The organism is Runella sp. SP2, from assembly GCF_003711225.1.
Classification (GTDB): domain Bacteria; phylum Bacteroidota; class Bacteroidia; order Cytophagales; family Spirosomataceae; genus Runella.
The window spans coordinates 5,740,001-5,766,947 of record NZ_CP031030.1 but is presented as its reverse complement, the minus strand read 5'-3'; the positions used below and the strand labels follow the sequence as shown (position 1 = coordinate 5,766,947).

The 26,947-nt window shown below is 45.2% G+C and carries 17 protein-coding genes (1 of these 17 only partly in view); 14 read left to right on the top strand and 3 right to left on the bottom strand.

Translation table 11 applies throughout. The annotated features are described in order from the left end of the window. Position 1: 1 nt before the first annotated feature. Together DTQ70_RS23160 and DTQ70_RS23155 are read right to left on the bottom strand one after the other, a co-directional pair. Positions 2-1,330 carry a PAS domain-containing sensor histidine kinase gene (locus tag DTQ70_RS23160; protein ID WP_122933004.1) on the bottom strand — a complete coding sequence of 443 codons (1,329 nt, stop codon included), beginning with the start codon at positions 1,328-1,330 and terminating at the stop codon, positions 2-4. After that, entirely contained in the window at positions 1,327-2,703 is a 1,377-nt protein-coding gene (locus DTQ70_RS23155; RefSeq protein WP_122933003.1) for a sigma-54 dependent transcriptional regulator, read from the bottom strand. Before DTQ70_RS23155 ends, DTQ70_RS23160 begins: the two co-directional genes overlap by 4 nt. A gap of 441 nt (positions 2,704-3,144) precedes the next feature. Here DTQ70_RS23155 and DTQ70_RS23150 point away from each other — a divergent pair, with 441 nt between their 5' ends. The 8 genes from DTQ70_RS23150 (at position 3,145) to DTQ70_RS23115 (ending at position 16,482) form a co-directional block, all read left to right on the top strand. Next, entirely contained in the window at positions 3,145-4,395 is a 1,251-nt protein-coding gene (locus DTQ70_RS23150; RefSeq protein WP_122934527.1) for an efflux RND transporter periplasmic adaptor subunit, read from the top strand. A 130-nt stretch (positions 4,396-4,525) separates the two neighbouring features. Further along, positions 4,526-5,203 (top strand): ABC transporter ATP-binding protein, encoded by a 678-nt coding sequence (locus DTQ70_RS23145; RefSeq protein ID WP_028523031.1) that lies wholly within the window; start codon positions 4,526-4,528, stop codon positions 5,201-5,203. Between the two features lie 92 nt (positions 5,204-5,295). After that, complete coding sequence (locus tag DTQ70_RS23140) at positions 5,296-7,653, top strand: ABC transporter permease (RefSeq protein WP_122933002.1); 2,358 nt, start codon at positions 5,296-5,298, stop codon at positions 7,651-7,653. 12 nt (positions 7,654-7,665) lie between these two features. After that, positions 7,666-8,229 carry a hypothetical protein gene (locus DTQ70_RS23135; RefSeq protein WP_122933001.1) on the top strand — a complete coding sequence of 188 codons (564 nt, stop codon included), beginning with the start codon at positions 7,666-7,668 and terminating at the stop codon, positions 8,227-8,229. 117 nt (positions 8,230-8,346) lie between these two features. Further along, the gene (locus DTQ70_RS23130) at positions 8,347-8,691 is read left to right on the top strand and encodes a PadR family transcriptional regulator (RefSeq protein WP_122933000.1); all 345 of its coding nucleotides are present in this window, start codon (positions 8,347-8,349) and stop codon (positions 8,689-8,691) included. Positions 8,692-8,706: 15 nt separating this feature from the next. Then, complete coding sequence (locus DTQ70_RS23125) at positions 8,707-11,373, top strand: ABC transporter permease (RefSeq protein ID WP_122932999.1); 2,667 nt, start codon at positions 8,707-8,709, stop codon at positions 11,371-11,373. A gap of 82 nt (positions 11,374-11,455) precedes the next feature. Next, complete coding sequence (locus DTQ70_RS23120; RefSeq protein ID WP_206019575.1) at positions 11,456-14,092, top strand: ABC transporter permease; 2,637 nt, start codon at positions 11,456-11,458, stop codon at positions 14,090-14,092. Positions 14,093-14,103: 11 nt separating this feature from the next. Next, complete coding sequence (locus DTQ70_RS23115; protein WP_122932998.1) at positions 14,104-16,482, top strand: ABC transporter permease; 2,379 nt, start codon at positions 14,104-14,106, stop codon at positions 16,480-16,482. A 56-nt stretch (positions 16,483-16,538) separates the two neighbouring features. On the opposite strand, the gene DTQ70_RS23110 is transcribed toward DTQ70_RS23115, so the two are convergent. Further along, complete coding sequence (locus tag DTQ70_RS23110; RefSeq protein ID WP_122932997.1) at positions 16,539-16,970, bottom strand: hypothetical protein; 432 nt, start codon at positions 16,968-16,970, stop codon at positions 16,539-16,541. A 357-nt stretch (positions 16,971-17,327) separates the two neighbouring features. On the opposite strand from DTQ70_RS23110, the gene DTQ70_RS23105 reads away from it, so the two are divergent. From DTQ70_RS23105 to DTQ70_RS23080, 6 genes are all read left to right on the top strand, one after another. Further along, on the top strand, positions 17,328-17,666 hold the full coding sequence (locus DTQ70_RS23105) for a PadR family transcriptional regulator (protein ID WP_028523024.1): 339 nt from the start codon (positions 17,328-17,330) through the stop codon (positions 17,664-17,666). Beyond that, positions 17,663-20,317: an ABC transporter permease gene (locus tag DTQ70_RS23100; RefSeq protein WP_122932996.1), complete on the top strand. Its 2,655-nt coding sequence runs from the start codon at positions 17,663-17,665 to the stop codon at positions 20,315-20,317. Before DTQ70_RS23105 ends, DTQ70_RS23100 begins: the two co-directional genes overlap by 4 nt. A gap of 128 nt (positions 20,318-20,445) precedes the next feature. Next, complete coding sequence (locus DTQ70_RS23095; protein ID WP_122932995.1) at positions 20,446-22,845, top strand: ABC transporter permease; 2,400 nt, start codon at positions 20,446-20,448, stop codon at positions 22,843-22,845. A 262-nt stretch (positions 22,846-23,107) separates the two neighbouring features. After that, positions 23,108-23,443, top strand: coding sequence for a PadR family transcriptional regulator (locus DTQ70_RS23090; RefSeq protein WP_122932994.1), 336 nt, complete (start codon positions 23,108-23,110; stop codon positions 23,441-23,443). A 13-nt stretch (positions 23,444-23,456) separates the two neighbouring features. Next, a complete protein-coding gene (locus tag DTQ70_RS23085; protein WP_122932993.1) occupies positions 23,457-26,075 on the top strand; it encodes an ABC transporter permease in 2,619 nt (872 codons plus the stop codon). Between the two features lie 3 nt (positions 26,076-26,078). Next, positions 26,079-26,947, top strand: partial view of an ABC transporter permease gene (locus DTQ70_RS23080; protein WP_122932992.1) — the beginning only. The gene runs 1,816 nt beyond the window's last position; only the first 869 of its 2,685 coding nucleotides appear in the window; the start codon lies at positions 26,079-26,081; the stop codon falls past the right edge of the window.

The following is a 26,947-nucleotide window of genomic DNA, read 5'->3' as shown; positions in this document are numbered from 1 at the left end:
CTTACAGCGCCATCACAAACGAAGTGCCTTCGCCAACTTCTGAGGTAGCCGTAAGTGAGCCGCCATGTTGCTGTAAAATTTGCCTTGATAGGCTCAGACCAATCCCTGAGCCTGTTTTTTTTGTGGTATAAAACGGAATGAAAATACGCTCCAATGCCTCAGGCTCGATGCCCGAACCATTATCAGCGACTTCAATGTAGGTTCGTTGGTTGATGTCCGAATGGGCTTTGACAGTAATCAAAGGTTCAGGGTTGCCCTGCAAAGCTTCGATGGCGTTTTTAATGAGGTTGATAATAACTTGCTCAATCTGATCAGCATCGGCATTAAGAAGAAGGGTATCGGGAACGACGCTCACGTTTAACTGTACCGACGATTCTTGTAAGCTTTTTTGGAACAGCTGAACCACCCGCTGAAGAAGCTCCTTGACCGAAATTTCGGCAAAAGTGGGTTTTGGCAGCGCCGTGAAGTCGCGGTAAGCATTCACAAACTGAATAATCCCTGTACTGCGCTTTTCAATGGTTTGGAGTGCTTCGGTCAAATCTTGAAGTCCTTCGTTTTCAGGGATTTCGGGTTGAATGTCCAATTGGACAATCTCTTTCATGGTTCCAACCAACGACAAAATCGGCGCCAACGAATTCATTATTTCGTGTCGAAGCACGCGCGTCAGGTTTTGCCAAGCCTCCACTTCTTTCTGTTGGAGTTCTGACTGAATGTTTTGAAGAACCACAATCCTAAGGACTTTGCCCCGTAGTTGAATTTGGGTTGCTTGTACCGAAAGCGACTCGTCGTCGGGGGTTTCGTAGAGTTGTTTTACTCCCGTTTTAATGTTTGATATAAGCGAAAATAGTTGAGGATGAGGTTCTTGTAAATCTTCAAGTTGGCGGAGGCGATAAATACTCAGCATCTTTAGGGCTGCGCTGTTGACCAGTTCGACGCGACCATCGCTGCCAAAACTTATCAAACCCGTATTAATTTGCTGAACGATGGTGTTGAGGTACTGTAAATTGGCTTCCTTTTCGGCACGAGCGATGCGAAAGGCTTCGAGTACTTCGTTGAACTGCTGATTAATTTCGCGAAAACTATCCCCCATTTTGTCGTCTGAACGGAATTTTACCGCAAAATCAGAGTACCGAACTGATTCAAAAAAACGAGACAGTTTTCGGTTGATGTTCGTGACATAGTGGTACAAATTAAACATGGCGGCTGCCCCCAATATCCCAAGCAGCGATACGGCCGTCCACTGTTCTTTGTTGCCGAAATAAACCGCCATTCCAACAAAAAATACCAGTAGGACGATGCGCCAAAGAATACCAATAGAGAAATGTCTCATAGTCCGTATTTTTCCATGCGCCGATACAACGCTTGCCGTGAAAGACCCAATTCGCGCGCTACTTCTGTGATATTACCGTTGTATTTCTTCATGGCCTTCACAATCAGTTGTTTTTCCATTTCTTCCAACTGAAACGTTTCATTGAACTGAGAAGCTTCGGTAAAGGCGTTTTGGAAAAAATCTTCGGGCTGGAGGGTAGAGTTTTGGGTCAAAATAATGGCCCGCTCTACCGCACTTCGCAATTCTCGCACATTTCCAGGCCAATTGTAGCGTTGAAGTTGTTTGACAAGGGCCGCACTGAACGCCGTCACCACACGTTTGTACTGATGACGGTATTGTTTTAAGAACAACTCCGCCAACGGAACAATGTCTTCTGGTCGCTCGCGAAGTGGGGGAAGGCGAAGCTCAATGGTATTGATACGGTATAGTAAATCTTGGCGAAAAGTACGCTCAGCTACCATTTGGGCGAGCGGCTGATTGGTGGCACAAATCACGCGGACGTCGATTTGTTTGGGCTTGTTGGAGCCGACGCGCGTCACGAGGCGGCTTTGTAAGACCGAAAGTAATTTGGCTTGCATGGGAAGTGATAAATTCCCGATTTCGTCCAAAAACAACGTTCCGCCGTGGGCTTCTTCAAACCGTCCTGCGCGGTCTTCTTTTGCATCAGTAAACGCTCCTTTGACACTTCCGAAAAGCTCACTTTCAAACAGACTTTCGGGAATAGCTCCCAAATCGACGGTGACGAATGGCTTTTCGGTACGGTTGGATTTTTGGTGAAGAAGTTGGGCTAAATCACTTTTTCCCGTCCCGTTTTCTCCCAAAATCAATACTGTTGCATCGGTAGAAGCTACGCGCTCAACGGTAGCATACAGCTGCTGCATGATTGGGCTGGTTGCCAAAAAAGTGGATTGCGTCGGTTTGGCAACGGTTTTAGGCGGGGCGGTGGGCGTAGCGGAGGTAGGTTGCACATTGGCATGTGCTTTATTTTCTGCCCGTTTTTGGACGGCTGCTTGCAGGGTAGCGAGCAGTTTGTCGTTTTCCCAAGGCTTCAAAACAAAATCCATCGCCCCTGATTTCATCGCACGAACGGCCATTTCTACGTTTCCGAAAGCCGTAAAAAGAACTACTACGGCCAGCGGGTCAATGTCTAAAATACGGTCGAGCCAATCAAATCCTTCTTTACCACTGATAACGTCGCGGGTGAAGTTCATGTCCAGCAAAATCGCGTCATAGTCGCCGTTGGTGACCAAAAATGGAATTCGTTGCGGATTTTTTTCAATATCTATTTGACTAAAATGGCGTTTGAGCATCAGTTTAGCAGCACTAAGCACATCTACGTCGTCGTCAACAATGAGGATTTTGGCTGAAAGCATGAGGTATTTATACGATTGTTGTTTACAGAGGGTTTTAAACGCTAACGGAGTTTACCCAATAAGAGTGCCAAGTTACAAAATCCCTCATAATCAATCAGTAAGAAAATACGTACTTTTTAATCCTGTCCACCGCCGTACAATGCTTGTCCGAAAACGGACAAAATTAGAAATGGTATTTTTGAATAATTGTCTAAAATTCAATCACTTATGGTTCTGGCACGGGTATTGGATAAAGAGAGGTACAGTACTCATACAGCCATAAGAACACATACAATTGAAGGATTTTAGTTTAGGTTAGAGAACCGTGAGCCAGACAAGGCGTTGTTTTTAACAGCCATTATTGTTTAAAAAATTTTAAATTCATCAGAATTAACAAATGCACCCATGGAAGTCAAACATCCACTTAGCAACCAAACTTCAAACAACAGTACACAAGGATCAATGGATCGCGTTCGGAAAAAGAAATTTTGGAATACACAGCGTATCATTTTGGTGGTAGGCGGCGGCGCCATCATCGCTTTCATTGGATACCAAGTATTCTTTTCAGATAAACGTTCAAAACTCAACGTAGAAGCCGATAAATTGACGGTATCAAGCGTTTCAACGGGGTCGTTTGATGAATTTATTGTGGTAACGGGCGTAGTTCAACCCCTCAAAACGATTCGCCTTGACGCGATTGTGGGCGGATACGTGAAAGAAAAAATAGTAGAAGGGGGGAGTATGGTAAGCCAAGGCCAAGTGCTTTTGCGCCTTGAAAACCAAAACTTGAAGCTTAACTTCTTGCAATCAGAAACCGAAGCAAGTCGATTGGTCAACGACCTTCAAAATACCCGCCAGCAGTTGCGCGTCAACCGATTTAATATGCGTCGTACACTCAATGACCTTGATTTTAGAATTGATCAAGCCAAAGATAGTTACGACCGTAACCAAAAGTTGTTCAAAGACAAGGTCATTCCTGAGTCTGATTTTTTGAAGTCGAAGCGTGATTACGAATTGTTGGTAAAACAACGTGATATTGAAACAGAGTCGCAAAACTATCAAGAAGAAAACGCCAAAATGCAGATTTCACAGCTGGAAGGAACGCTGGTGCGTACTCAGAAAAACGTGGAATTGTGGCGTCAAACCCTCGATAACTTAGTGGTAAAAGCACCCGTAAGCGGGATGTTGTCGTCGATTGACGTAGAAGTAGGGTCAAACATCAGCCAAGGACAAAACATTGGCCAAATTGATGACTTGGATGGTTTTAAAATGCGTGTAGCGATTGACGAGCATTATATTTCACGGATTTTTGTGGGGCTTTTAGGAAATTTTGATTTTAATGGAAAAGAACACGCCCTCCAAATCACCCGCATTTATCCAGAAGTACGCAACGGTCGTTTTGAAGTAGATATGAGCTTCCCGAAAGGAGCGCCAGAAGGAATCAAGCGTGGGCAATCGACCCCGATTCGTTTGGAATTGGGCAAGGCCGAAAAAGCAATGTTGCTACCAGTCGGAGGGTTCTTCTCTGATACGGGCGGAAATTGGGTGTATGTCTTAGACAACAGCGGAAAGCGCGCAAGCAAACGCAACATTACCCTTGGTCGCAAAAACCCAGAGTTCTACGAAGTACTCGAAGGCTTGCAACCAGGCGAGAAAGTTATCACCAGCTCGTATGCTAATTTTGGTGATAAGGAAGTATTGGAAATGAAGTAATATACAAGCCCCCAAACCTCGCTGGCGTACCGTCCGATGGGGGCTTAAACAGCCAATTATTTCGAAAAAAACATAAACACACAAAACCGCTGACCCTGGCGTTCCCCCATTGGGGGTTAGGGGGCTTGACATGATCAAAATAACCAACCTTCAAAAAATCTTCTCAACTGAAGAAGTTGAAACTACAGCCCTGAACGGAATAGACTTGGAAGTAAAAGATGGCGAGTTTGTGGCCATCATGGGGCCATCAGGCTGTGGAAAATCTACGTTACTAAATATAGTAGGCTTGCTAGACAACCCTTCGGGAGGAAGCTATGACTTCCACGGAACCGAAGTGGCTACTTTGTCGGAGCGCCAACGGGCCCAACTCCGCAAAGGAAACATTGGGTTTGTGTTCCAAAGTTTTAACCTCATCGACGAACTTACGGTGTATGAAAACGTCGAGCTTCCGTTGCTATACTTGAAAGTACCAGCCAACGAGCGCAAAGAAATGGTCGAAACCGTATTGACCCGCATGAATATCATGCACCGTCGCAATCACTTCCCTCAACAGCTATCAGGGGGGCAACAACAGCGTACGGCAATTGCGCGGGCGGTTGTTGCCAAACCCAAACTAATTTTGGCCGATGAGCCTACGGGTAACCTCGACTCTGCCAACGGCGAAGAGGTAATGAAACTCCTCATCCAACTCAACGACGAAGGGACGAGTATCGTCATGGTAACTCACTCTCCGTACGATGCAGGATTTGCTCACCGTATTGTCAATTTGTTTGATGGTAAGGTAGTTACGGAAAAAATGCGCGTCTAATCACGTATTCCTATCCATTATATTTCTTGACGTAAAGGGCACGGAGTTTCTACAATTCTTTGCCCTTTCTATTGTCTTTTACCCATACAGCTATGATAAGAAATTACTTCACGATTGCGTTCCGCAATCTGCTCAAAAACAAGGTTTATTCGTTTATTAATATCATGGGGTTGGCCCTTGGTATGGCTTGCAGCCTGATGATTATGCTTTGGGTGCAAGATGAAATAAACATGGATGGTTTTCACGCCAACGGCGCTCGCCTTTATCGGGTGATGGAAAATCAGTACTATTCTGGAAAAATTGAAACGTATCCTTCTACTCCTGGGATTTTGGCTGAAAACATCACCAAAGACATCCCCGAAATAGAAATGGCGAGCCAGTTTTTGTGGGAAGAACAGCCGCTCTTTACCGTGGGAAATACCTTTGACAAGGAAAAAGGGCGTTATGTCCAAGGCGATTTCTTGCGTTTGTTTAGTTTCCCATTGGAAAAAGGCGACGCTAAAACCGCCCTCAAACGTCCTGATGGCGTGGTGATTTCACAAAAGTTAGCCCAAAAGTATTTTCCTAACCAAGACCCCATCGGTAAAACCATTAAGGTGGACAACAAAGACGCGGTCATGGTAACGGGAGTACTCAAGGAAATTCCCCAAAAGAGTTCGATACAGTTTGATTTTTTGATGAGCTACGACCGCTGGCAAAAAACCAATGCGTGGTCGAAAGAGTGGGGAAATAATGGTCCGCGCTGTTATGTGCTGTTGGCCAAAAATGCTTCATTGGAGAAGGTAAACGCCAAAATCAAGGGCTACATCAAAACCAAGAATAAAGACAGCAACGTTGAATTGTTTTTACAATCTTTTCCAGAATCGTATTTGTATTCAAAATGGGATTCGGGAAAGCAAGACGGTGGGCGCATCGAATACGTGCGGATTTTCTCAATTGTAGCCATCGTTATTTTGCTCATTGCCTGCATCAACTTTATGAATTTGGCGACGGCACGCTCCGTCAAACGTGCCAAAGAAGTAGGCGTTCGCAAAGTGATTGGAGCCGTTAAAGGTGTTTTGGTGGGGCAATTTATGGGAGAGGCTATCCTGATTACGTTATTGTCGCTGCTGATTTCGATTGTGTTGGTCTTTTTGTTACTGCCAACATTTAATCTTCTTACCGAAAAAGAACTGACGCTCAATTTCACCGACCCGCGCATTCTAGCCACTTTGCTGGGCTTGACGGTGTTCACGGGCTTGGTTGCAGGAAGTTACCCCGCACTTTTTATGTCTTCGCTCAACCCCGTGGTGGTACTCAAAGGTTCATTGAAGTTTAAACCGAGCGCTACTTATTTTCGTAAAGGCTTGGTAGTGTTTCAGTTTGCGTTGTCGATTATGCTCATAGTGGGCATGGTGATTGTTCACGAACAACTGGATTATCTTCAAACCAAAAATTCGGGATACGACCGCGAAAACTTAGTATATATGCCGTTAGAAGGGGATTTACAAACAAATTTCTCTTCGTTTAAACAAGAACTTCAACGGCAGCCAGGGATTAAGCACGTCACGCTTTCGCAGGCCAATCCGTTGGAAGTTGGTTCTTCTACCCAAGGCGTTACGTGGCCAGGCAAAGACACAACTCAGTTATTGTTGTTTGCCCAAAATGCCATTTCGTACGATTATATCCAAACCATGGGCATTAAGCTTGTAGGCGGACGTGATTTTGGTGAGCAATACGGCACGGATACGACCAACTACATCATCAACGAAGCAAGTGCTAAGAAGATGGGTTACAAAGACCCCGTTGGTAAAGAAATGACCATGTGGGGACGTAAGGGAACGATTGTGGGCTTGATGAAAGATTTTCACTATAACTCGTTGCACTCAACCATCGAACCCCTGATTCTACGCCTACAACCCAAAACTGAAAATTGGGGGGTAGTGATTGTGAGGGCAGAAGCAGGCAAAACCAAGGATGCGTTGGCGAACCTTGAAAAAACATTCAAGAAGTTTAATCCGAGTTTTCCGTTTAAATATTCATTTACCGACCAAGAGTACGCCAAACAATACAAAAGCGAGGAGGTGGTCAATCAACTGTCAAATTTCTTTGCCTTCTTGGCTATTTTTATTTCGTGTTTAGGGCTGTTTGGCTTGGCAGCATTCACCGCCGAACAACGTACCAAAGAAATTGGCGTGCGAAAAGTGCTCGGAGCCAGCGTGACCAACTTGGTCGGTATGCTGTCGGCAGAGTTTATCAAATTGGTGTTGGTAGCTACTTTGATTGCCTTTCCTATTGCGTGGTATTTCTTAAAAGGTTGGCTCGAAAAATACGCCTATCGCATCGAAATTGAGTGGTGGTATTTTGCTTTGGCGGCCGTTGTTGCGGTTTTTATAGCGCTCCTAACGGTGAGTTCTCAGGCCATTCGCGCCGCGTTGATGAATCCTGTAAAATCATTGAAAACTGATTAACCCTTTCCTGCCATGAAAACCTTATCAATCGTTGGTTTATTATTTGTGAGTTCAATGGTCGTAGCCCAACACCGCTCTATCAGTAGCAGTATTGATGACAACGGCCAAACGATGTCAATTCGGGTCAAAGGAACGATAGACGGGCGGGCGATTCAGTATGACCGCACCTTCGACGTTGCGCATTTGAGCAAAACCGAACGAAAAGAATTGCGCGATCATGTCTTGGATTCGTTAGGAATTCAATCCCCTACACCTCCTGTACCGCCAACGCCCCCCACACCGGCTACTCCTCCAACTCCTCCTGTACCTCCGACCCCTCCAACGCCGTTTTCGGGGGCAACGTATTCGGATGGGTATCACCGCAGCGGCCATTCTACTTCCAAACCGTTGAAAGATGGGTTTGAAAAAGAGGTAAAATATAACTCGGAAACGGGCGAGCTTTTTATGCGTTACCGTTTTAATAAAGACGGTGAAGAGGTGATTTACGAACGGACAATCAATGCCGCCGATAAATCAGAAAAAGAGCGCAACAACATCATTGAAAAAATAGAACAAGAGCTGGGCTTGAAAAAATAGCCTTGGGTGTTTGAAGAAGGTTCAACCTTTGTTTTGAGGTTGAACCTTTTTTGGAAGTATTAATTCTACAAAAGTTGAAGTAATACCTCTCCTCTTTTAGAACAACGATATTCAATTATGAAACGAACGTATTTAGGCGAGTTTGAAGAAATTGTACTCTTGACCGTGGCTATTCTTGGTGAAGGAGCTTACGGAATAGCCATCACCGACGAGTTAGACCGACAAACTGGACGAAATGTGAGCATCAGTGCGGTACATGCGGCCTTGCATCGGCTTGAAGAAAAAGGAATGCTATCGTCGAAAATGGGCGATGCTACCGCCGAGCGTGGCGGGCGTCGTAAGCGCTTATTTAGTGTAACCGTACTGGGGAGCAAAACCTTGCAAGAAGTCCGCGAACAACGAAACCGTTTGTGGGATTCGATTGCACCACAATCGTTGCCAGCATTTGGGATGACGATATAAGCGAATAAATAGACTATGACCACAAATCCACCCCGCTGGGCTGAACGCCTGCTCGAGTTCTTCTGTGCACCTCACCTGTTAGAAGAAGTACAGGGTGATTTACAAGAGCGTTATCAGCGCCAAGTAGCCCTGTTTGGGGAGAAAATCGCGCGTCGTCAGTACGTATGGAATGTCCTGAGTTTTATTCGTCCTTTTGCCTTAAAACGTAAAAAAACGGAGTTTTCAACCACTTTTTTATACAGCCCAACCATGTTAATCAATTATTTAAAAATCGCTTTTCGGAACCTGGTTCGCCACAAGATGTTCAGCTCACTCAATATTCTTGGGTTGACGGTAGGAACCGTGTGTTGCTTGTATATTTTGTTGTACGTCAAAGACCAATTTGGCTACGACAACTACCACAAAGACGCTGAGAACATTTACCGCCTCCGCACAAATATCTTACACAACGGCGGCGACCAGCCCATGTTTAACAGCGCTACGAGTTCGCCCATCATCGCGCCTACGATGAAAAAGGACTTTCCCGAAGTGGTGGAATATACGCGGGTGCTCAATTTTTTTACCGCAAAAAACAACATTTTGGGGGTAGAAGGAAAAACCGAAACGTTCATTGACGACAAAGGCTTTTTGGTGGATTCTACGTTTTTCAACGTCTTCACTTACCAATTTGTGGAAGGGGCGCCAGAACACTCGTTGGACGCACCTTATACCGTGGTGCTTTCAAAGACGATTGCGGAAAAGCTTTTTGGCCAAGAAAAAGCCATCAACAAACGCATCAAAGTTGGTAACAATCTCAATACCACTACCCTCACCGTGACGGGGGTGTATGACGATAGTTTTGGCAAATCACACCTTCGACCCAGCTTTTTGGTGAGCCTAAACAGCGGTGGGCTTGGAGAGTTTGCTAGAAACAACACCGAATGGGGCGGCAATAACTTTATTTATTCGTACGTAAAGCTCAAATCCAACGCCAATCCCGAAAGCGTCAATGCCAAAATGCCTGCGCTTTTGCAGCGTTATGGCGGAAAAAGAATTGCGGAGCTGGGGATGAAAAAAACGGTTTCGCTGCAAAAAGTAACGGATATTCACCTGTATTCAAAAGGCATAACCAACCAAACGAATCAAGTGTCTGATATTTCGTTTCTGTACATTTTACTGACCATCGCTGCTTTTATTCAACTGATTGCTTGCATCAATTTTGTCAACCTGACCACGGCCCGCTCGGTGCGCCGCGCCAAAGAAGTGGGTGTTAGAAAAGCCGTTGGCGCCTTTAGGTCGGTGTTGATTGGGCAGTTTTTGGGCGAGTCGATGTTGATTGCTTTTATTTCTATTTTCTTGGCTTTGCCGATTGTCAAGCTCCTTTTGCCGTTTCTAAATTCGCTTACCGACAGTACGTTAGCGCTTAATATTACCCAAAACCTTGATATTTTATTGATTACGGTGTTGGTAGCGGTGGCCACGGGATTATTGGCAGGTATTTACCCAGCCCTTTATTTGTCGAGTTTCAAACCCGTAAGTGTGTTGAAAGGAACGTTTAAGTTCAATCCTGCTTCGGTTATTCTTCGCAAAGGCTTGGTTGTTTTTCAGTTTTCGATTGCCATTGTGCTCATTATCGGGGTATTGGTGATTTCGAAGCAATTGGATTTTATGCAAAACAAGGATTTGGGTTTTGACAAAAAGCAGAAAGTCGTGGTGTCTTTGTCCAACGAAAACGCGCAAAAGCACTTCACAGCGCTGAAAAACGAATTATTGACCCAACATCAGATTAAAAATATTGGAGGAGTTCGGTATTATCCTTCGCAACAGTTTTTGCAGGATATGCTGGTCTTCAAGTCGGGGGGAACCATGGACAAAGGTGTTTTAATCAAAAACAACGTCGTTGACGAAGGCTTTTTCAAAACCCTTGGCATCCAACTCATTGCAGGCCGAAACTTCACGCCAGCTGATACCAATAATCAAGTGATTTTGAGCGAGAAAAGCGTGAAAGACTTGAATTTGACGGTGGAGACGGCTGTGGGTACGCAGGTGTTCACGGGGGCGGGAGACAATATCGAAGCCTACAACATCATTGGGGTACACAAAGCGTACATCAACAATTCGCTCAAAGACGAAATGACACCCGTGATGACGCATTACAGTTCGCAACCCGAATACATGGTTCTCGACGTGCAAGCCGACAATTATGAAAGCCTGTTTGCCAACGTGGAAAAAATCTGGAAAAAACTCATCCCGACTGTACCGCTGCAATATTCGTTTTTGGACGACGACATTCAGAAGCAGTATTCAGAGGAAAAAACGCTCCGTAAAATTATCAATTCGTTTACGCTGATTGCCATTCTTCTCAGCTGTTTGGGGTTGTTTGGGCTGGCGATGTTTACTGCCGAGCAGCGTACCAAAGAAATCGGCGTTCGGAAAGTGCTGGGTGCCAGTGTGGTCAGTATCACGACCTTGCTTTCCAAAGAGTTTCTAAAACCCGTTTTGGTTGCACTTGCCATCGCGTCTCCTTTGTCGTATTATGCCATGAACAAATGGCTCGAAGGTTTTGTGTATCGTACGGAGGTAGGTTGGGAAAGTTTTGCCGTTGCGGGTATAGCGATTGTAGCCATTTCTCTGTTTACGGTTAGCTATCAGACCTTGAAAGCGGCACTGATAAATCCTGTAACAACCTTGAAATCAGAATAAATCCCCCTGTAGAGACGTTGCATGCGTGGAGACGACGTTGCATGCAACGTCTCTACAATTCCATTTACAATACAATTATTATATGCAAAATCATCCGCCCCGTTGGGCCGAACGCCTGCTTGAATTTTTCTGTGCGCCTCACCTATTGGAAGAGGTTCAAGGGGATTTGCAGGAGCGATTCGAGCGGCAGGTGGCGCTGTTTGGCGTAAAAATCGCACGGAGGCAGTATGCACTAAACGTACTGAGTTTTATCCGTCCATTTGCTCTGAAACGGAAACCCAATTCCTATCCATTCACTTTTTTATACAGTCCTTCTATGTTACGTAATTATTTAAAAATTGCTTTTCGCAATCTTGTTAAGAATACGGGGTATTCGGTCATCAATATTGGTGGATTGGCCGTTGGTATGGCCGTGGCCATGATGATTGGCCTATGGATTTACGATGAATTGTCGTACGATAAGTACCACAAAAACTACAACCGCCTTGCGCAAGTGATGCAACACCAGACTTTTAATGGGCACAGAGGAACGGAATCGTCTATTCCGATGCCATTGGAAGCGGAACTACGAGCAAAATACGGGAGCGATTTTAAATATTTGGCCATGGCCACCTGGGGAGGAGACCGCATTCTGACGTATGGAGAAACTAAAATCACTCGTTCGGGCAACTACATGGATGTGGACATTCCTCGCATGCTTTCATTGAAAATGCTCAAAGGCAATCATGACGGACTGAAAGAACTCAACTCTATTTTACTTTCTGAATCGGTTGCCCAATCACTTTTTGGTAATGAAGACCCCATGGGTAAACTCGTGCGGATTGACAACAAGTTGGACGTAAAAGTGACGGGAGTTTATGAAGATTTGCCTTTTAATACCTCCGCTCGCGACTTAAAATTTATTGCCCCATGGAAACTCTACGTTTCTTCCCAAAAATGGGTACAACGCGCGCTCGACGAAGGGCAGTGGGATAACAACTCCTTTCAGCTATTTGCCCAAATCGCCGATCACGCTGATATGACGCAGCTGAGCGACAAAATCACAAATGTGAAGCTGGACAAAGTAAATGCGGAAGAGAAGAAATTTAAAGCGGAGATTTTTTTACACCCGATGAGCGACTGGCATTTGCAGTCCAACTGGGAAGAAGGTGTGAAAACGGGCGGTTTCATTCAATACATATGGCTATTTGCCATCGTTGGACTGTTTGTATTGCTGTTGGCTTGTATCAATTTTATGAACCTAAGCACTGCACGTTCCGAAAAACGTGCCAAAGAAGTAGGAATTCGCAAAGCGGTTGGGTCGATTCGGGCGCAGTTAATCAATCAGTTTTTCAGCGAATCGTTTTTGGTGGTAATTGTTGCCTTTTGGGGAGCACTGGGAGTGACATTAGCTGTTTTGCCATTATTCAACGAAATTACCGATAAAAAAATGGTCTTCCCGTGGACGGAGCCTGTATTTTGGCTCGTAAGCGTAGGTTTTATTGTCCTTACGGGGGTGCTGGCAGGAAGTTATCCCGCACTGTACTTATCGTCTTTTCAACCCGTAAAAGTGTTAAAAGGTACTTTTAGAGCGGGGCGTTTTGCTTCGGTACCGCGTCAGGTGTTAGTGGTGGTGCAATTTACGGTGTCTATTACACTGATTATCGGAACTCTGATTGTCTATCGTCAGATTCAACATACCAAAGACCGCCCAATGGGGTATGACAACAATGGCCTTGTGATGATGCAAATGATGTCGCCCGATTTTTACGGGAAGTATGATTTGCTACGTACGGAGTTGAAAAAACAAGGGGCGATTGTCGAAATGGCTGAGTCGTCAAGTCCACTCACTGGGGTTTGGTCAAACAACGGTGGCTTCCATTGGGAAGGTCAAGACCCTAGTCTCCAACCAGAGTTTGCGACGATTTGGGTTACGCATGATTTTGGTAAAACGGTCGGTTGGCAGTTTAAAGAAGGTCGCGATTTCTCTCGGAGTTTCTCGACCGACACAGCGGCGATTGTCATCAATGAAGCAGCGGTGAAGTTTATGGGAGTGAAAAACCCAGTTGGAAAAGTAGTGCAATGGGGCCAAGGTAAAGATGCCGAGTATTTCACCATTGTGGGGGTTATCAAAGACATGCTTATGGAGTCGCCATATGAGCCAGTGAAGCAAACGATTTATATTATGAATTACGAAAATGTGAATTGGATGACCATGAAGCTCAATCCAGCTCGCAGTGCCTCAGAGTCGGTGGCGATGATTGAAGCAACGTTCAAAAAACACCTTCCTGCCGCGCCGTTCGATTATAAATTTGCCGACCAAGAGTTTGGTAAAAAATTCCAATCAGAAGAACGTATTGGTAAACTTGCTGCCATTTTTGCTTTGTTGGCCGTTTTTATTTCGTGTTTAGGGCTGTTTGGATTGGCGTCGTTTGTGGCGGAGCAGCGTACCAAAGAGATTGGCGTTCGCAAAGTGCTTGGAGCTTCCGTATTCAACTTGTGGGGAATGCTTTCCAAAGATTTTGTTGTATTGGTGATTATTTCGTGCCTGATTGCTATTCCGATTGCTTATTATTTCTTGAGTGATTGGTTGAAAGACTATAAATACCATACCGAAATTTCGTGGTGGATTTTTGCAGCAGCTACGTTAGGGGCTTTAACAATCACCCTATTGACGGTTAGTTATCAATCAATTAGGGCCGCGATGGCGAATCCCATAAAATCGTTAAAATCTGAATAAAATAGCCCAATATGTTACAGAATCACGTCAAAATCGCGCTGCGGAATCTTTGGAAAAACCGCCTTTTTACGGGTATTAACTTACTCGGAATGTCTATCGGCATGGCTTGCGTGGTGGTGCTGGTGTTGTTTGCTCAAAAAAGCCTCACTTTCGATGCCTTTCACGAGAAATCAGACCGCCTTTTTTATGTTCAAACGGAATCGGGAGGTAAAACGCATACCAATACCGTCTATCCTATTTTGGGGCAATTGCTAAAAGATTACCCCGAAATCGAAACAGGCACCCACGTTCAGTCATGGTATTGGCCGTGGATGCACCACGCAACCAAAGATGTACAACCACGTTCGCTGTTTGTTGATTCTACCTTTTTTGACGTTTTTAGTTTTCCACTCAAATACGGAAATCCTGCTACCGCCCTACGCGACAGAAACTCGTTGGTGATTGGTGAAAAAACGGCTTTGCACCTTTTTGGCGAGGGTAATCCTGTTGGAAAAACCATCACGCTCGACGATACACTCCCCATGAAAGTGTCGGGTGTATTGGCCGAACTTCCCGCCAATTCGTCGCAGCAATTTGAAGCGTTGCTACCGATAGCGATTTTGGAACAGCAACCTTCGTTTAAGGAAAGCGCCGATTGGTACAATACATTTGCTAATGTGTTTGTGGTACTCAAAAAAGGGGCAAATAAAGCGGCGTTAGAAGCCAAGTTGCCGACCTTGGTGAAAACCCATTTTTCGCCCGATTCCCAAAAGCAAACGTTACATTTAAGCGCATTTACCCACTACATTCACGACCAAAATCCAACGTTTAAAAACTTGATTTACGGCGCGGTGGGCATTGCCGTTTTTCTGTTGCTTATTATCAGTATCAACCTCATTAACCTTAATATGGCAGCGGCCTTGCCTCGGGTCAAAGAAGTGGCTGTGCGACAAGTGGTAGGGGCGAGTAGGGGCATTGTGTTGCGGCAGTTTTGGACAGAATCTGGCCTTGTGATGTTGCTTTCACTGGTGTTGGCGAGTGGATTTGCGGTCTATTATTTGATTCCGTCGTTCAATGAGCTGCGTAAACAAAACATGCAATTACATATTTCTTGGACGCAAGACTATCCAACGGTTTTGACCATTGTAGGCATTACCATGTTGGTGACGTTTATTGCGGGCACTTATCCTGCGCGTTATTTGATGAGCCTCAATACCACCGAAGCCGTCAAAGGAAAGCTATCGGCTGACCCGCGCCAGGGTCGTTTGCGCCAAAACAGCCTCATTGTGCTTCAGTTTGTGTTGGCGGTGGTGCTTATTGTTGGAACGATTGGGCTTCGTCAGCAGGTGAGTTTTATGAAAAGTGCCGACCTTGGTTTTGACCGAAAAAATGTATTGGTATTTCAAACCGATTTGGCCTATAAAAACGAAACCACGGCAGTCTCAGAAGGACGCGTGATTTTGGACCAATTGCGCCAAAACCCTAATGTAGTCTCGTTTACGACCTCGGAAGTAGTACCGATGCGGTATTGGCAAAACTTCAACAGCTATTATCCCGAAGGAAACGACGCCAAGAAAATTATGCTTCGGCACGTAAGTGGGGGAGAAAAGTATTTTGAAACCCTCAAAATCCCGATGATTGAAGGGCGCGGTTTTCGTGACAACTCGGCCGACTCGGCCAATAACGCGGTGGTTATCAACGAAGCCGCCATGAAGGCGTTTGGGTGGCAGACGGCCGTGGGAAAACGCATTCGTCAAAACAACAACGATGCGGTTTATACGGTGATTGGGGTAACGAAAGATTTTCACTACCAAAGCCTGAAAGATGAAGTAGAGCCGTTGTTGCATTGGTACGGTGGAAAACAGCAGCTGTCGAGCTACCTGACGGTGCGCCTGACCGACGAAGCCAAAGGAAAAGAACTCGTGAGCCAACTTGAAGCGCGTTTTAAAAAGATTCCTGCCCGACGCGGCTTAGACCATTTTTACCTCGATGAAGAAGTAAATAAAGTCTATGAATCAATTAGCAACATTTTACAAATGACGGGTTTTGTTACCCTGATTGCCATTTTGACGGCCTGTGCGGGGATTTTTGGGTTGATTTCGTTGGTGGCCAAACAACGTACCAAAGAAATCGGTATCCGCAAAACCCTAGGAGCGAGTGTTGCTAACATCACAGCCCTGCTTTCGGCCGATTTTATGAAATTGGTCACTATTTCCCTTTTTATTGCGCTCCCAATCTCGTACTGGTTGGGGAAAAAACTGCTGCAATCGTTTGCTTACCGAGTGGAGGTGCAGTGGTGGTATCTGGGGCTGGCTTCGTTTTTTGCCTTGGCCATTGCCCTTATATCGGTTGTTTTTCAAGCCATTCGGGCAGCTTTGGCCAATCCCGTGAAGAGCTTGAGGTCAGAGTAGGGTTGGCTAATAAACAGACCTTCCAAGTTTTTAAAACCTGGAAGGTTTATATCCCATCATTTGGTATCGTAGTCGATGATAAACCATTCGTGGTAAAGCGTAGCCACAAAAAAGTTTTCAGGCTGAATCATATCACAAATTGCAACAAAGCCAGAACAAAATGGATCATCGTCATAAGTCGTATCTTTCAGATAAATGACCATTTTGTTTAAATCTTGGCTAAAAAAATAGTGTAAGATTGTGATGTTGGGGTGATGTTTGCGACCTATGGGCAAAAGCACATCGTAGGAACCTATTTCTATGAATTCGGGGGTTTCTGCGATAGGGTCATAGTTTGGAAAATGTTTTGCCATTTCGGGAGGTAAAGGTTGGGTATCCAATTCATTTTCCCACTTAAACGGGCCTTCATGTTTTTCTATGATTCTATCCCAACGAATCAACTTGATTTTGTTTCTGGTTTCAGAAGTAAGTTTGTCAATCGTAAGCATAACATATTTTTACCAAAAATAGTAAAACTGCTTGCGCTATGCAATCAATACTTTTTAGAAACTTGCCTGTCCACCGTAGGACAGCAATTGTCCGTAAACGGACAGGAGGTTTTAAAAAAATAGGCTGTTTTGAAAGTCTAGTAATACCAAATTATCTTCGCTTTCACCTCATCCCAACCCTTCTCCAGAAAGGAGAAGGGCCTAAAAAGTCCCCCTCTACTGAAAGGAGAGGGGGATTTAGGGGGTGAGGTTGAAAAATAGACGCAAAAGATAATTTGGTACTGTCAGACTTTTGAAACAGTCTCTTTTTTTCTGGCACGGATTTGTACGATAAAATATAAACTAATCATCATACCCATGCGTCGAACCTATTTAGGCGAATTTGAGGAAGTTGTTTTGCTGATGGTGGCCATTCTCGATGGAGAGGCGTATGGCGTCACGGTCAGTCAGGCGTTGGAAGAACACACGGGGCGGGTCGTGACTTTTGGAACGGTGCACAATACGCTCATTCGGTTGGAAGAAAAAGGCTTTGTCGGTTCCGAACTTGGTGGTGCGACGAACGAACGCGGCGGTCGGCGAAAGCGCCTTTTTCACGTTACGGCGCTGGGGAATCGTGCTTTGCAGGAAATCCAACAACTGCGCCAACAACTTTGGCAGCTCCTACCACCGACTAAATTGCAATTGAACAGCCTATGAAAACCAATGAACTTCATCCGCCTCAGTGGGCCAACCGTGTCTTGAAGTGGTTTCATCCAGAAGATACCCTCGAAGAAGTAGAAGGTGATTTGGATGAATTATACGCCTACTGGTACGAGCGGGCAGGAAAACGCCAAGCCACGTGGCGTTATTTGCTCAATGTAGCATCGGTATTGCCTCCTTTTGTCCGTCGTCGCGAAAGAAAACAAGCTTACAATAACCCTTTTTTAATTCAGCCATCTATGTTACGCAATTACTTCACCATCGCTTTTCGAACCTTGGCGCACAACAAGGTGTATTCGTCTATCAACGTCATTGGTTTGAGTATTGGCTTGGCGGCAGCCATGCTGATCATGCTTTATACCAAAGACGAGGTGAGTTTTGATCGGTTTCATGCCAACAATCCCCACATCTATCGCATTACAAGCAAACAGTTTACACCTGCGGGAGTTTTTCAGTCTTACAACACTCATACGGGGTACTTGCAAGGGCCTAAATTTGCGGCGGGTGTTCCCGAAATCAAAATGTCGGTGCGTTACCAAAGCAACCGAAGTGACATCAAAGTGGGAACAGAAGTCAAAAGTTTTGAATCGTTTTATGCCGATAGCAGTTTCTTTGCGCTGTTTTCGTTCCCACTTGTCAGCGGAAATCCTACTACGGCGTTAAGAGAACCAAAATCAGTAGTGCTTTCGGAAGAAATGGCCGAAAAACAGTTTGGAACCGCCAACGCTTTAGGAAAAATTCTTTTGGTGCGAAATTCGCAAGGAGATTCAAAGGAATTTGAACCCTATACCGTGACGGGAATTGCCAAAAAATGCCCTCAGAATTCTTCGATTAAGTTTGACTTTCTTTTTCCCTATGTGGTAAGCAAAGAAGAAATGGCCAATGAAAGTAACTGGTTCAGCTTTTTCCAAAATACGTTTGTAGTGCTTGAGCCTAATGCCAACCTCAAAAAAGTAGAGGCCACTATGAACCGCGTTTTTCAAAAAGATTCCAAACAAGCGTTGGAAGAAGAAATCAAGCGATTTGGGCCGCAGAGCAAAACGGAATACATGCTGCAAGCCTTTACTGATATGCACCTCAATAAAGATATGCCTGCCCAAAATGGCTTGGTGGATGCGAGCAACCCAATGTTTTCATATATTCTTTCGGGTATTGCGCTGTTTATTTTACTCATTGCGTGCATCAACTTCGTGAACCTGACGGTGGCGCGCTCGCTCAAACGGGCCAAAGAAATTGGGGTACGCAAGGTCGTTGGTGGTGGCCGTGGGCAGTTGATGATGCAATTTTTGGGTGAATCGTTTATTCTGTGCTTTTTGGCCTTTGGATTTGCGCTATTATTGGTACAAATGGTGCTGCCTACCTTCAATGAGCTTTCTAACAAGGCATTGGCATTTTCATATTTGTTTGATGCTAAATTAGTGGCGGGTTATATCGGTTTGTTTTTGGCCACAGGTCTTTTGGCGGGCTTTTATCCTGCGTTGGTTTTATCCAATTATAATCCTGTTCAAACGCTTTACAGCCGCTTCAATCTTTCGGGCAAAAACTATCTTCAAAAAGGCTTGGTGGTGTTGCAGTTTGCGTTGGCTTCGTTTTTAATCATTGCGACGCTTACTATTTATTCTCAATTCAACTATTTGACCAACAAAGACTTAGGCTACAACGACAAAGGCATTGTGATGGTGAACAAGTCGGGTTTGAGTCGGAATGAAGCGAAGGTCTTTAAAGATGAATTACTGAAAAACCAAAATATACGGGACGTAGCCCCAAAAAACGGCGGAAACTGGTACACGATTGCCAAAGTAAACGGCCAAACCGAAATAAATTTTGCCTACGAAACCGTAGATGCTACCTACTTTCCGCTGTTACAAATCCCGATTATCAAAGGGCGTAATTTTTCGGCGGAGTTTAATTCTGATTCTACTTCGTCGGTATTGGTCAATGAGACTTTTGTGAAAAAAGCAGGTTGGACAAACCCGTTGGGGCAAGTGGTGGATTTTTGGTATAACGAAGGCGAAAAATACAAGGTGATTGGCGTGGTGAAAGATTTTCATTTTGAGTCACTTAACGCCAAAATAAGCCCACAGATGTTTACGATGAAGCCAGGAAATCAGTACGGAAAAGTGTTCGTTAAAATCAAGGAAGGAAGCGAAACGGCGAGCCTAAACCATCTTGCCAAAACGTACAAAAAACTCTTCCCAACAAATCCGTACGAGTATAAGTTTATGGACGAAGAAAACGAAAAACGCTACGAAGCCGAAGCTAAATGGAAGCAAATCATGCTCTTTGGCGCGATTCTGACGATTTTTATTTCGTGCATTGGCCTTTTCGGTTTAGCTACCCTCTCGGCCGAGCGACGCACCAAAGAAATCGGTATCCGTAAAGTATTGGGGGCGTCGGTAGCAAGCATCACGACGCTACTTTCGGCTGATTTTCTAAAACTGGTCAGTTTATCGTTTGTTTTTGCCTTTCCGGTGGCTTATTATGCCATCAAACAGTGGCTCGAAAATTATCCATACCGCATCGACATCAGCGTTTGGACGTTTGTGATTGCGGCGGCATTGTCGATTCTAATCGCCTTTTTCACCGTCAGTTTTCAATCCATCAAAGCGGCCTTGGGCAATCCTGTAAAATCGCTGAAAGCAGAGTAGGGGAGACAAGCCCTTCCAAGCTTTGGAAACTTGGAAGGGCTTACCAAACCAAACACTTAACATTTTTTAACGGTCGTCTGTAGAAGGTTCTGAGTAATTTCGAGATAAAATAAAGCCGCTGTTATTTTATGCTCAAAAACTACCTCACCATTGCACTACGCAACCTACGTCGTTATCGTACGTACACTGCTCTTAACGTCTTGGGCCTCACCGTCGGAATGGCGGGAGGAATCCTAATTTTTGTCTTCATTTCGTATCATCTCAGTACCGACCGCCACTACCATCGGTTCGACCGCATCTTTCGCGTCGTGTTAGATTTGCACTTAGAAGACGGCTCCGTAGAAACGTACCCTGAAGCACCTCTTCCGATGGCGAAGGCGCTTCGCGATGGGTTTTCGCAAGTAGAGCAAGCGGCTTCGTTGAAAACATTACGTGAATTGACCGTGAGTGTTCCTGTTCCCAAAAATGGAACTTCGCAGCGGTTTTTAGAACAAAATACGGGCGCTTTTATCGAGTCAGAATGGTTTGATATTTTTGATTATCAGTGGCTTAAAGGAAACCCCAAGACATCCCTTCGCGAACCTAATACGGTAGTACTTACCGAAGCGTGGGCAAAAAAATACTTCGGTAGCGAGGAGCCCATCGGTAAAGTGCTGGATTTGAATCATTTGACCAAAGTAAAAGTCACGGGAATTATAGCCGATCCGCCACGCACGACCAACAACGATGTGCAGTTGTTTATTTCGATGGGCACGTTCTCGCATCTACTTCCCGACCAAAACCTGAATGATTGGTGGGCACTCAACTCTACCGACCGCGTTTATCTTACGCTCAAAAACCCAAGTTCGGCGGCTCAAGTGGCACGTGCTTTTCCTGCCCTTGCTCAAAAACACTATGGCAAAGATGCTTCGGTTTTTCAGTTCCAGATTCAACCGTTGTCGGAGGTGCATTTCGATGTAAAACGAACGGGTGGGGCATTGATTCAGCGCTCGTTGCTGTGGTCGCTGGGATGGATTGGTGCGTTTTTAATTCTAATTGCCTGCCTCAATTTTATCAACTTAGCCACGGCACAGTCGTTGAGTCGGGCTAAAGAAATTGGCATTCGCAAAACGTTGGGAAGTACAAAATGGCAAGTAATGCGTCAATTTTTATTGGAAACGACGCTGATTGTGGCAACGGCATCAGTCGGGGCAGCGCTTTTGGTCGCGCTCGTGTTACCATTTGTTAATCAATGGCTTGGACTGAATTTGGCATTTACCCTCGATGCCCAAGCGATGCTATTTTTGACAGTACTTTTGGTTGGTATCATCGGATTAGCGGGCGGTTATCCTGCGTTTATGATGTCGGGCTTTAGTCCTTGGCAGGCATTAAAAGGGAAGGGATTTCTGCCGAAAAGGGGAGGTTTTTCCCTGCGACAGTCGATGATTGTGGTACAATTTGCCATTTGTCAAGCCTTACTTATTGGTACAATGGTTGTGATGAGGCAAATGAAGTATGTGGAGCAATCGGATTTGGGTTTTAAAAAAGACAACGTATTGGTCGTCAACCTACCCGACCCTTCCCCAACGGCCCTCACGGCGTTTAAAAACGCCTTGCTTCAATACCCCGAAATACAGTCGGTAAGTGCGGCGTATCGCCCACCGTCGGCTTCGGTGATGAACGGTGGCTCGTTTAAATTCGACAACCGTGCGCAGTGGGAAGCTTTTCCGATACGAGAACGATTGGGGGATGCCGATTATCTCAAAACCTATGGGCTGGAATTGGTAACAGGAAGGAACGTCGCGCCGTCGGATACCATTCGGGAATATGTGGTCAACGAAGCATTGCTCAAAAAACTAAACATCAAAGACCCCAACGACATATTGGGTCATAAAATAGAAACGTACTTGTCGCCCGTAGCTGCGCCCGTGGTGGGAGTGGTCAAAGATTTTCATCTTCGCTCTTTGCGCGAGCAGATTGAGCCCTGTGTGATTTCTACCCAGACCAACCGTTATCGAAAAGTAGGCGTACGGGTTGCGGCAGTTTCTCCCTCCAAAACCCTCGACCACGTTCGACAAACGTGGCAAAAAACCTACCCGAATGAGGTGTTTAGCTACGAATACCTCGATGAACAATTGGCAAAATTTTACGAAACAGAACAATTGACGGTTCGATTGGCGAGCCTTTTCTCGGTAGTTGCCATTCTTATTGGATGTTTGGGCCTGTACGGACTCGTTTTATTTGTTGTAGCTCGGCGCACCAAAGAAATTGGCGTTCGGAAGGTGCTCGGGGCTTCGGTCGCAAGCATTGTCCAGCTCCTTTCCATCGACTTTTTAAAACCCATTTTGGTGGCGATTGTCCTGGCTACACCTGCGGCTTGGTATTTCATGAATCAGTGGTTGGCTGATTTTGTCTATCGCATCGAAGTGAATTGGCTTATCCCCAGCTTGGCAGGATTCCTAACGGTGACAATTGCATTCCTTACCCTCAGTTTTCGTAGTGCCAAAGCTGCCTTGTCCGACCCCGTAGAGGCGTTGAAGGTTGAATAGGGAAAAGGGCAAGTTTGCAAGTGGCAAATTTTTAGAAAGCAAAGCATGAACCGAAAAACCCCAAACGGTAAACCTCAAACTCCAAACATTAAACCTCAAACCCTAAACCTCAAACAGTAAACAGACTGTCCGTTGACGTACTGGAAACTGTCCGTTTTTGGACAATTCAATGTAAACGAAGCACCGATTTTACATCAAAATCGGTGCTTTTTTTCTTGGCAAGGTATTTTATATACGGAAATAGATGAAATAACAATGACTCATGCGAAGAAGTGATTTAGGTGAATTTGAAGAAGTGGTACTCTTGACCGTAGCGGTTCTTGCCCCCCATGCTTACTCGGTGTCTATTGCCGAAGAATTGGAGCAAGAAACGGGACAAACCGTCAGCACGGGGGCAGTACATGCTGCTTTGCAGCGGCTTGAACAAAAGGGCTACGTGACTTCACTTTTGGGCGAAGCTACTGCCGAACGCGGCGGGCGGCGTAAACGCTTATTTACCGTAACGGCGCTGGGTGGAAGGGTGCTGAACGACGTGCGCCAAGTTCGAAATAACCTTTGGGAGCGCATTGTGCCGCAAGTGACTTTAAAATGGAGCTAATGCTTTGGCCACAATGAAAACACTAAAAAATAAAAGCCCTTTTCCGAGGCTCGATGAGTTCCTGCGCCGCTTGGTGGCCCCACACCTGCGGGAAGAAATCATGGGCGATTTGCACGAACGCTACCAACGACGAACACAGCGGCTGGGTGAGTCAAACGCCCGTCAACGCTACTGGCGCGATGCCCTCACCTACGTTCGGTGGTCAAACATCAAACGGAAGCCTAATCCGTATCCAACAACCTATACATACAGCCCCGCTATGATACGCAACTATTTCAAAATCGCTTTTCGTAACCTATTGAAATACAAAGGTTACTCCTTTATCAACATCTTTGGACTCGCTACGGGCATGGCCGTGGCGATGCTGATTGGCTTGTGGGTTTGGGACGAACTGTCGTTCAATAAAAGCCACAAAAACTACGACCGTATCGCCCAAGTATGGCAGTTCGTGAATTTTGACGGGACGATTTCTTCGTACAATTCCGTCCCCATTCCAATGGCCGAAGAACTGCGCAGTAAGTACCCTGATTTTCAGGCGACGAGCCTTTCGACCTATACCCGCGACGTGATTTTGGCGGCAGGAGAAAAGAAGCTAACCAAAAGCGGCAATTATGTACAGCCCGACTTTGTGGATATGATGTCTTTCAAGATGTTGGCTGGTAGCGCTGACGGATTGAAAGACGTCCATACGATTTTCCTTTCCGAATCGGTGGCAAAAGCATTTTTCGGTACCGAGAATCCGCTGAATAAAATCATCAGGATGGGCAACAAAACCGACGTGAAAGTGACGGGTGTGTATGAAGACTTGCCGTATAACAGCGCCTTTCGCGATGTTCTCTTCCTGGCACCTTGGGAGTTGTTTGTGGCCAACGATGCGTATGTTAAAAGAGCGTTGGACGAATGGGATGAGAACTCTTTTCAAGTATTTGCGCAATTGAGAGAAGGGGCAAGTGCGGAGGCGGTTTCGGCCAAAATCAAGGATATTCGCATGAAACGCAAAGACCCGCCAGGCTACAAACCTGCCTTTTTCTTACACCCGATGGAGCAATGGCATTTATACACCGACTTTAAAGACGGGAAAAACGCGGGCGGCATTGTTTATTTTGTTTGGCTTTTTGGTGCCATTGGGGTTTTTGTTTTGTTGTTGGCCTGCATCAACTTTATGAATCTGAGCACTGCTCGCTCCGAAAAACGGGCCAAAGAGGTTGGTATTCGCAAATCGGTTGGTTCAGTACGCGGTCAATTGATTTTTCAATTTTTGAGCGAGTCGTTTGTGATTACCCTCATGGCATTTGTAGTAGCATTGATTTTCACCCAACTCGCTCTTCCTTATTTCAATGAAATCGCAGACAAACGTGTCTCTATTTTATGGGCTAACCCTTGGTTTTGGCTGTTTGGGTTAGGTTTTAGCGTGCTTACAGGGCTGATTGCAGGCAGCTATCCAGCGCTTTATTTGTCTTCTTTTCAGCCGATTAAGGTGTTGAAAGGTACTTTCAAAGCATCGAGATTTTCTTCCGTCCCTCGCAAAGTGTTGGTAGTTTTTCAATTCACAGTTTCAGTTACTTTAGTCATTGGCATCATCACCGTTTTTCGGCAGATTCAACACGCCAAAGACCGTCCTTCGGGCTATGAGCGTAGTAGCTTGGTAGAAATCAACATGAACACGCCCGAACTCTACGCTAATTATGAAGCCTTGCGGAATGATTTGCTTAATACAGGTGCTGTGGTCGAATTTGCAGAGTCGGGTGGTTCTATTACAAGTCAGTATGGAGGAACCACCAATATTTCTTGGAAAGGAAAAACGCCGAATACCCAACCATTGTTCATGGCGAATCAAGTTACCCACGATTTTGGCAAAACAGTAGGATGGCAATTGGTACAAGGCCGTGATTTTTCAAGAAACTTCTCCACTGATTCTTCGGCTATGATTATCAACGAAGCGGCATTGAAGCTAATGGGCTTCAAAAACCCTATCGGCGAAATCGTCCGAAGTGGTAAAGAATACAAAGTAATCGGGGTCATTAAAAATATGATTCGACAATCGCCTTTTGAGCCTGTTAACGCTGCTTTTTATACCATCAATTACAACGCAGTCAACACGATTAGCTTCAAACTTTCTCCCCAATTGGGCACAAGTAAGGCACTTGATAAAGTGGCTGGTATATTCAAAAAATACAATCCAGAAGCGCCGTTTGAGTACAGTTTTGTGGATGAAGCTTATGGTCGGAAGTTCAGTGACGAAGAACGAATCGGCAAACTTGCGGCCTTCTTTGCCTTGTTAGCGATACTAATTTCGTGTTTAGGGTTGTTTGGACTGGCCTCGTTTATTGCCGAGCAACGTATCAAAGAAATCGGCATCCGAAAAGTGTTGGGCGCTAGTGTGGCTGGGCTTTGGCAAATGCTTTCCAAAGATTTTGCTTTACTGGTTTTAATTGCTTGCTTTATCGCAGCTCCGATTTCCTACTATTTGCTCAACGATTGGCTCCAACATTATGAGTACCGTACCGAATTATCTTGGTGGATATTTGCGGCGGCAGGCTTAGGAGCCATCGCAATCGCCTTGCTGACGGTGAGTTATCAAGCCATTAAAGCTGCTTTGATGAATCCAGTAAAATCATTGAAGACGGAGTAAAACATGAAAAATCAACCCCCAGCTTGGATTGACAAATGGCTTAGTCGCCTGCTCGCACCACATTTGCGGGAGGAAGTGATGGGCGATTTGCATGAACGCTACGCTCTGCGAGTTAAGCGTTTGGGTAAAAATAACGCCCGTCAACGCTATTGGCGTGACGCCCTCACCTACGTTCGATGGTCAAACATCAAACGGAAGCCCAATCCGTATCCAATAACCTATTTATACAGCCCAACTATGTTACGCAACTACCTAAAAATCGCATTTCGTACCCTTACCCGTCACAAATTGTACACAGCCCTCAATGTGGCTGGCCTGACTTTCGGAATCACTTGTTTTTTGATTATTGGCTTGTATTTGTTCGATGAGCTAACTTTTGACCAACAGCACCGTAATGCGTCGCGTATTTACCGAGTTCTCGAACACAAAAAGACCAAAACCGATGACCTTACGGTTGCGGCCGTAAGTTATAAATTAGCCGAAGAATCAAAGAAAAGTATTCCAGAAATCGAAACAACGGCGCGCATGACCAGTTTTGGACGCGATAACCTGTCGAATCCTGAAACCAAAAACAAGTTTCATTTGACCATCAACTTGGCCGATGAAAATTTTATGAAGGTATTTGATTTTGAGATAATTTCGGGAGAAAAGCAAACGGCCCTCAAAGAGCCTAATTCAATTATAATTGTGGAAGAAATTGCCAAAAAGCTATTTAATAGCACCGATGTTGTTGGCAAAACCCTTCGATTTGATTTTACGGAAAAGCCCTTCAAAATCACGGCCGTCATTAAAAATCATCCGAGTAATTCAAGTTTCGATTTTGAGTCTTTACTATCAGAAAGTACGTTCAACGACGATGCCGAGTTTCAAAA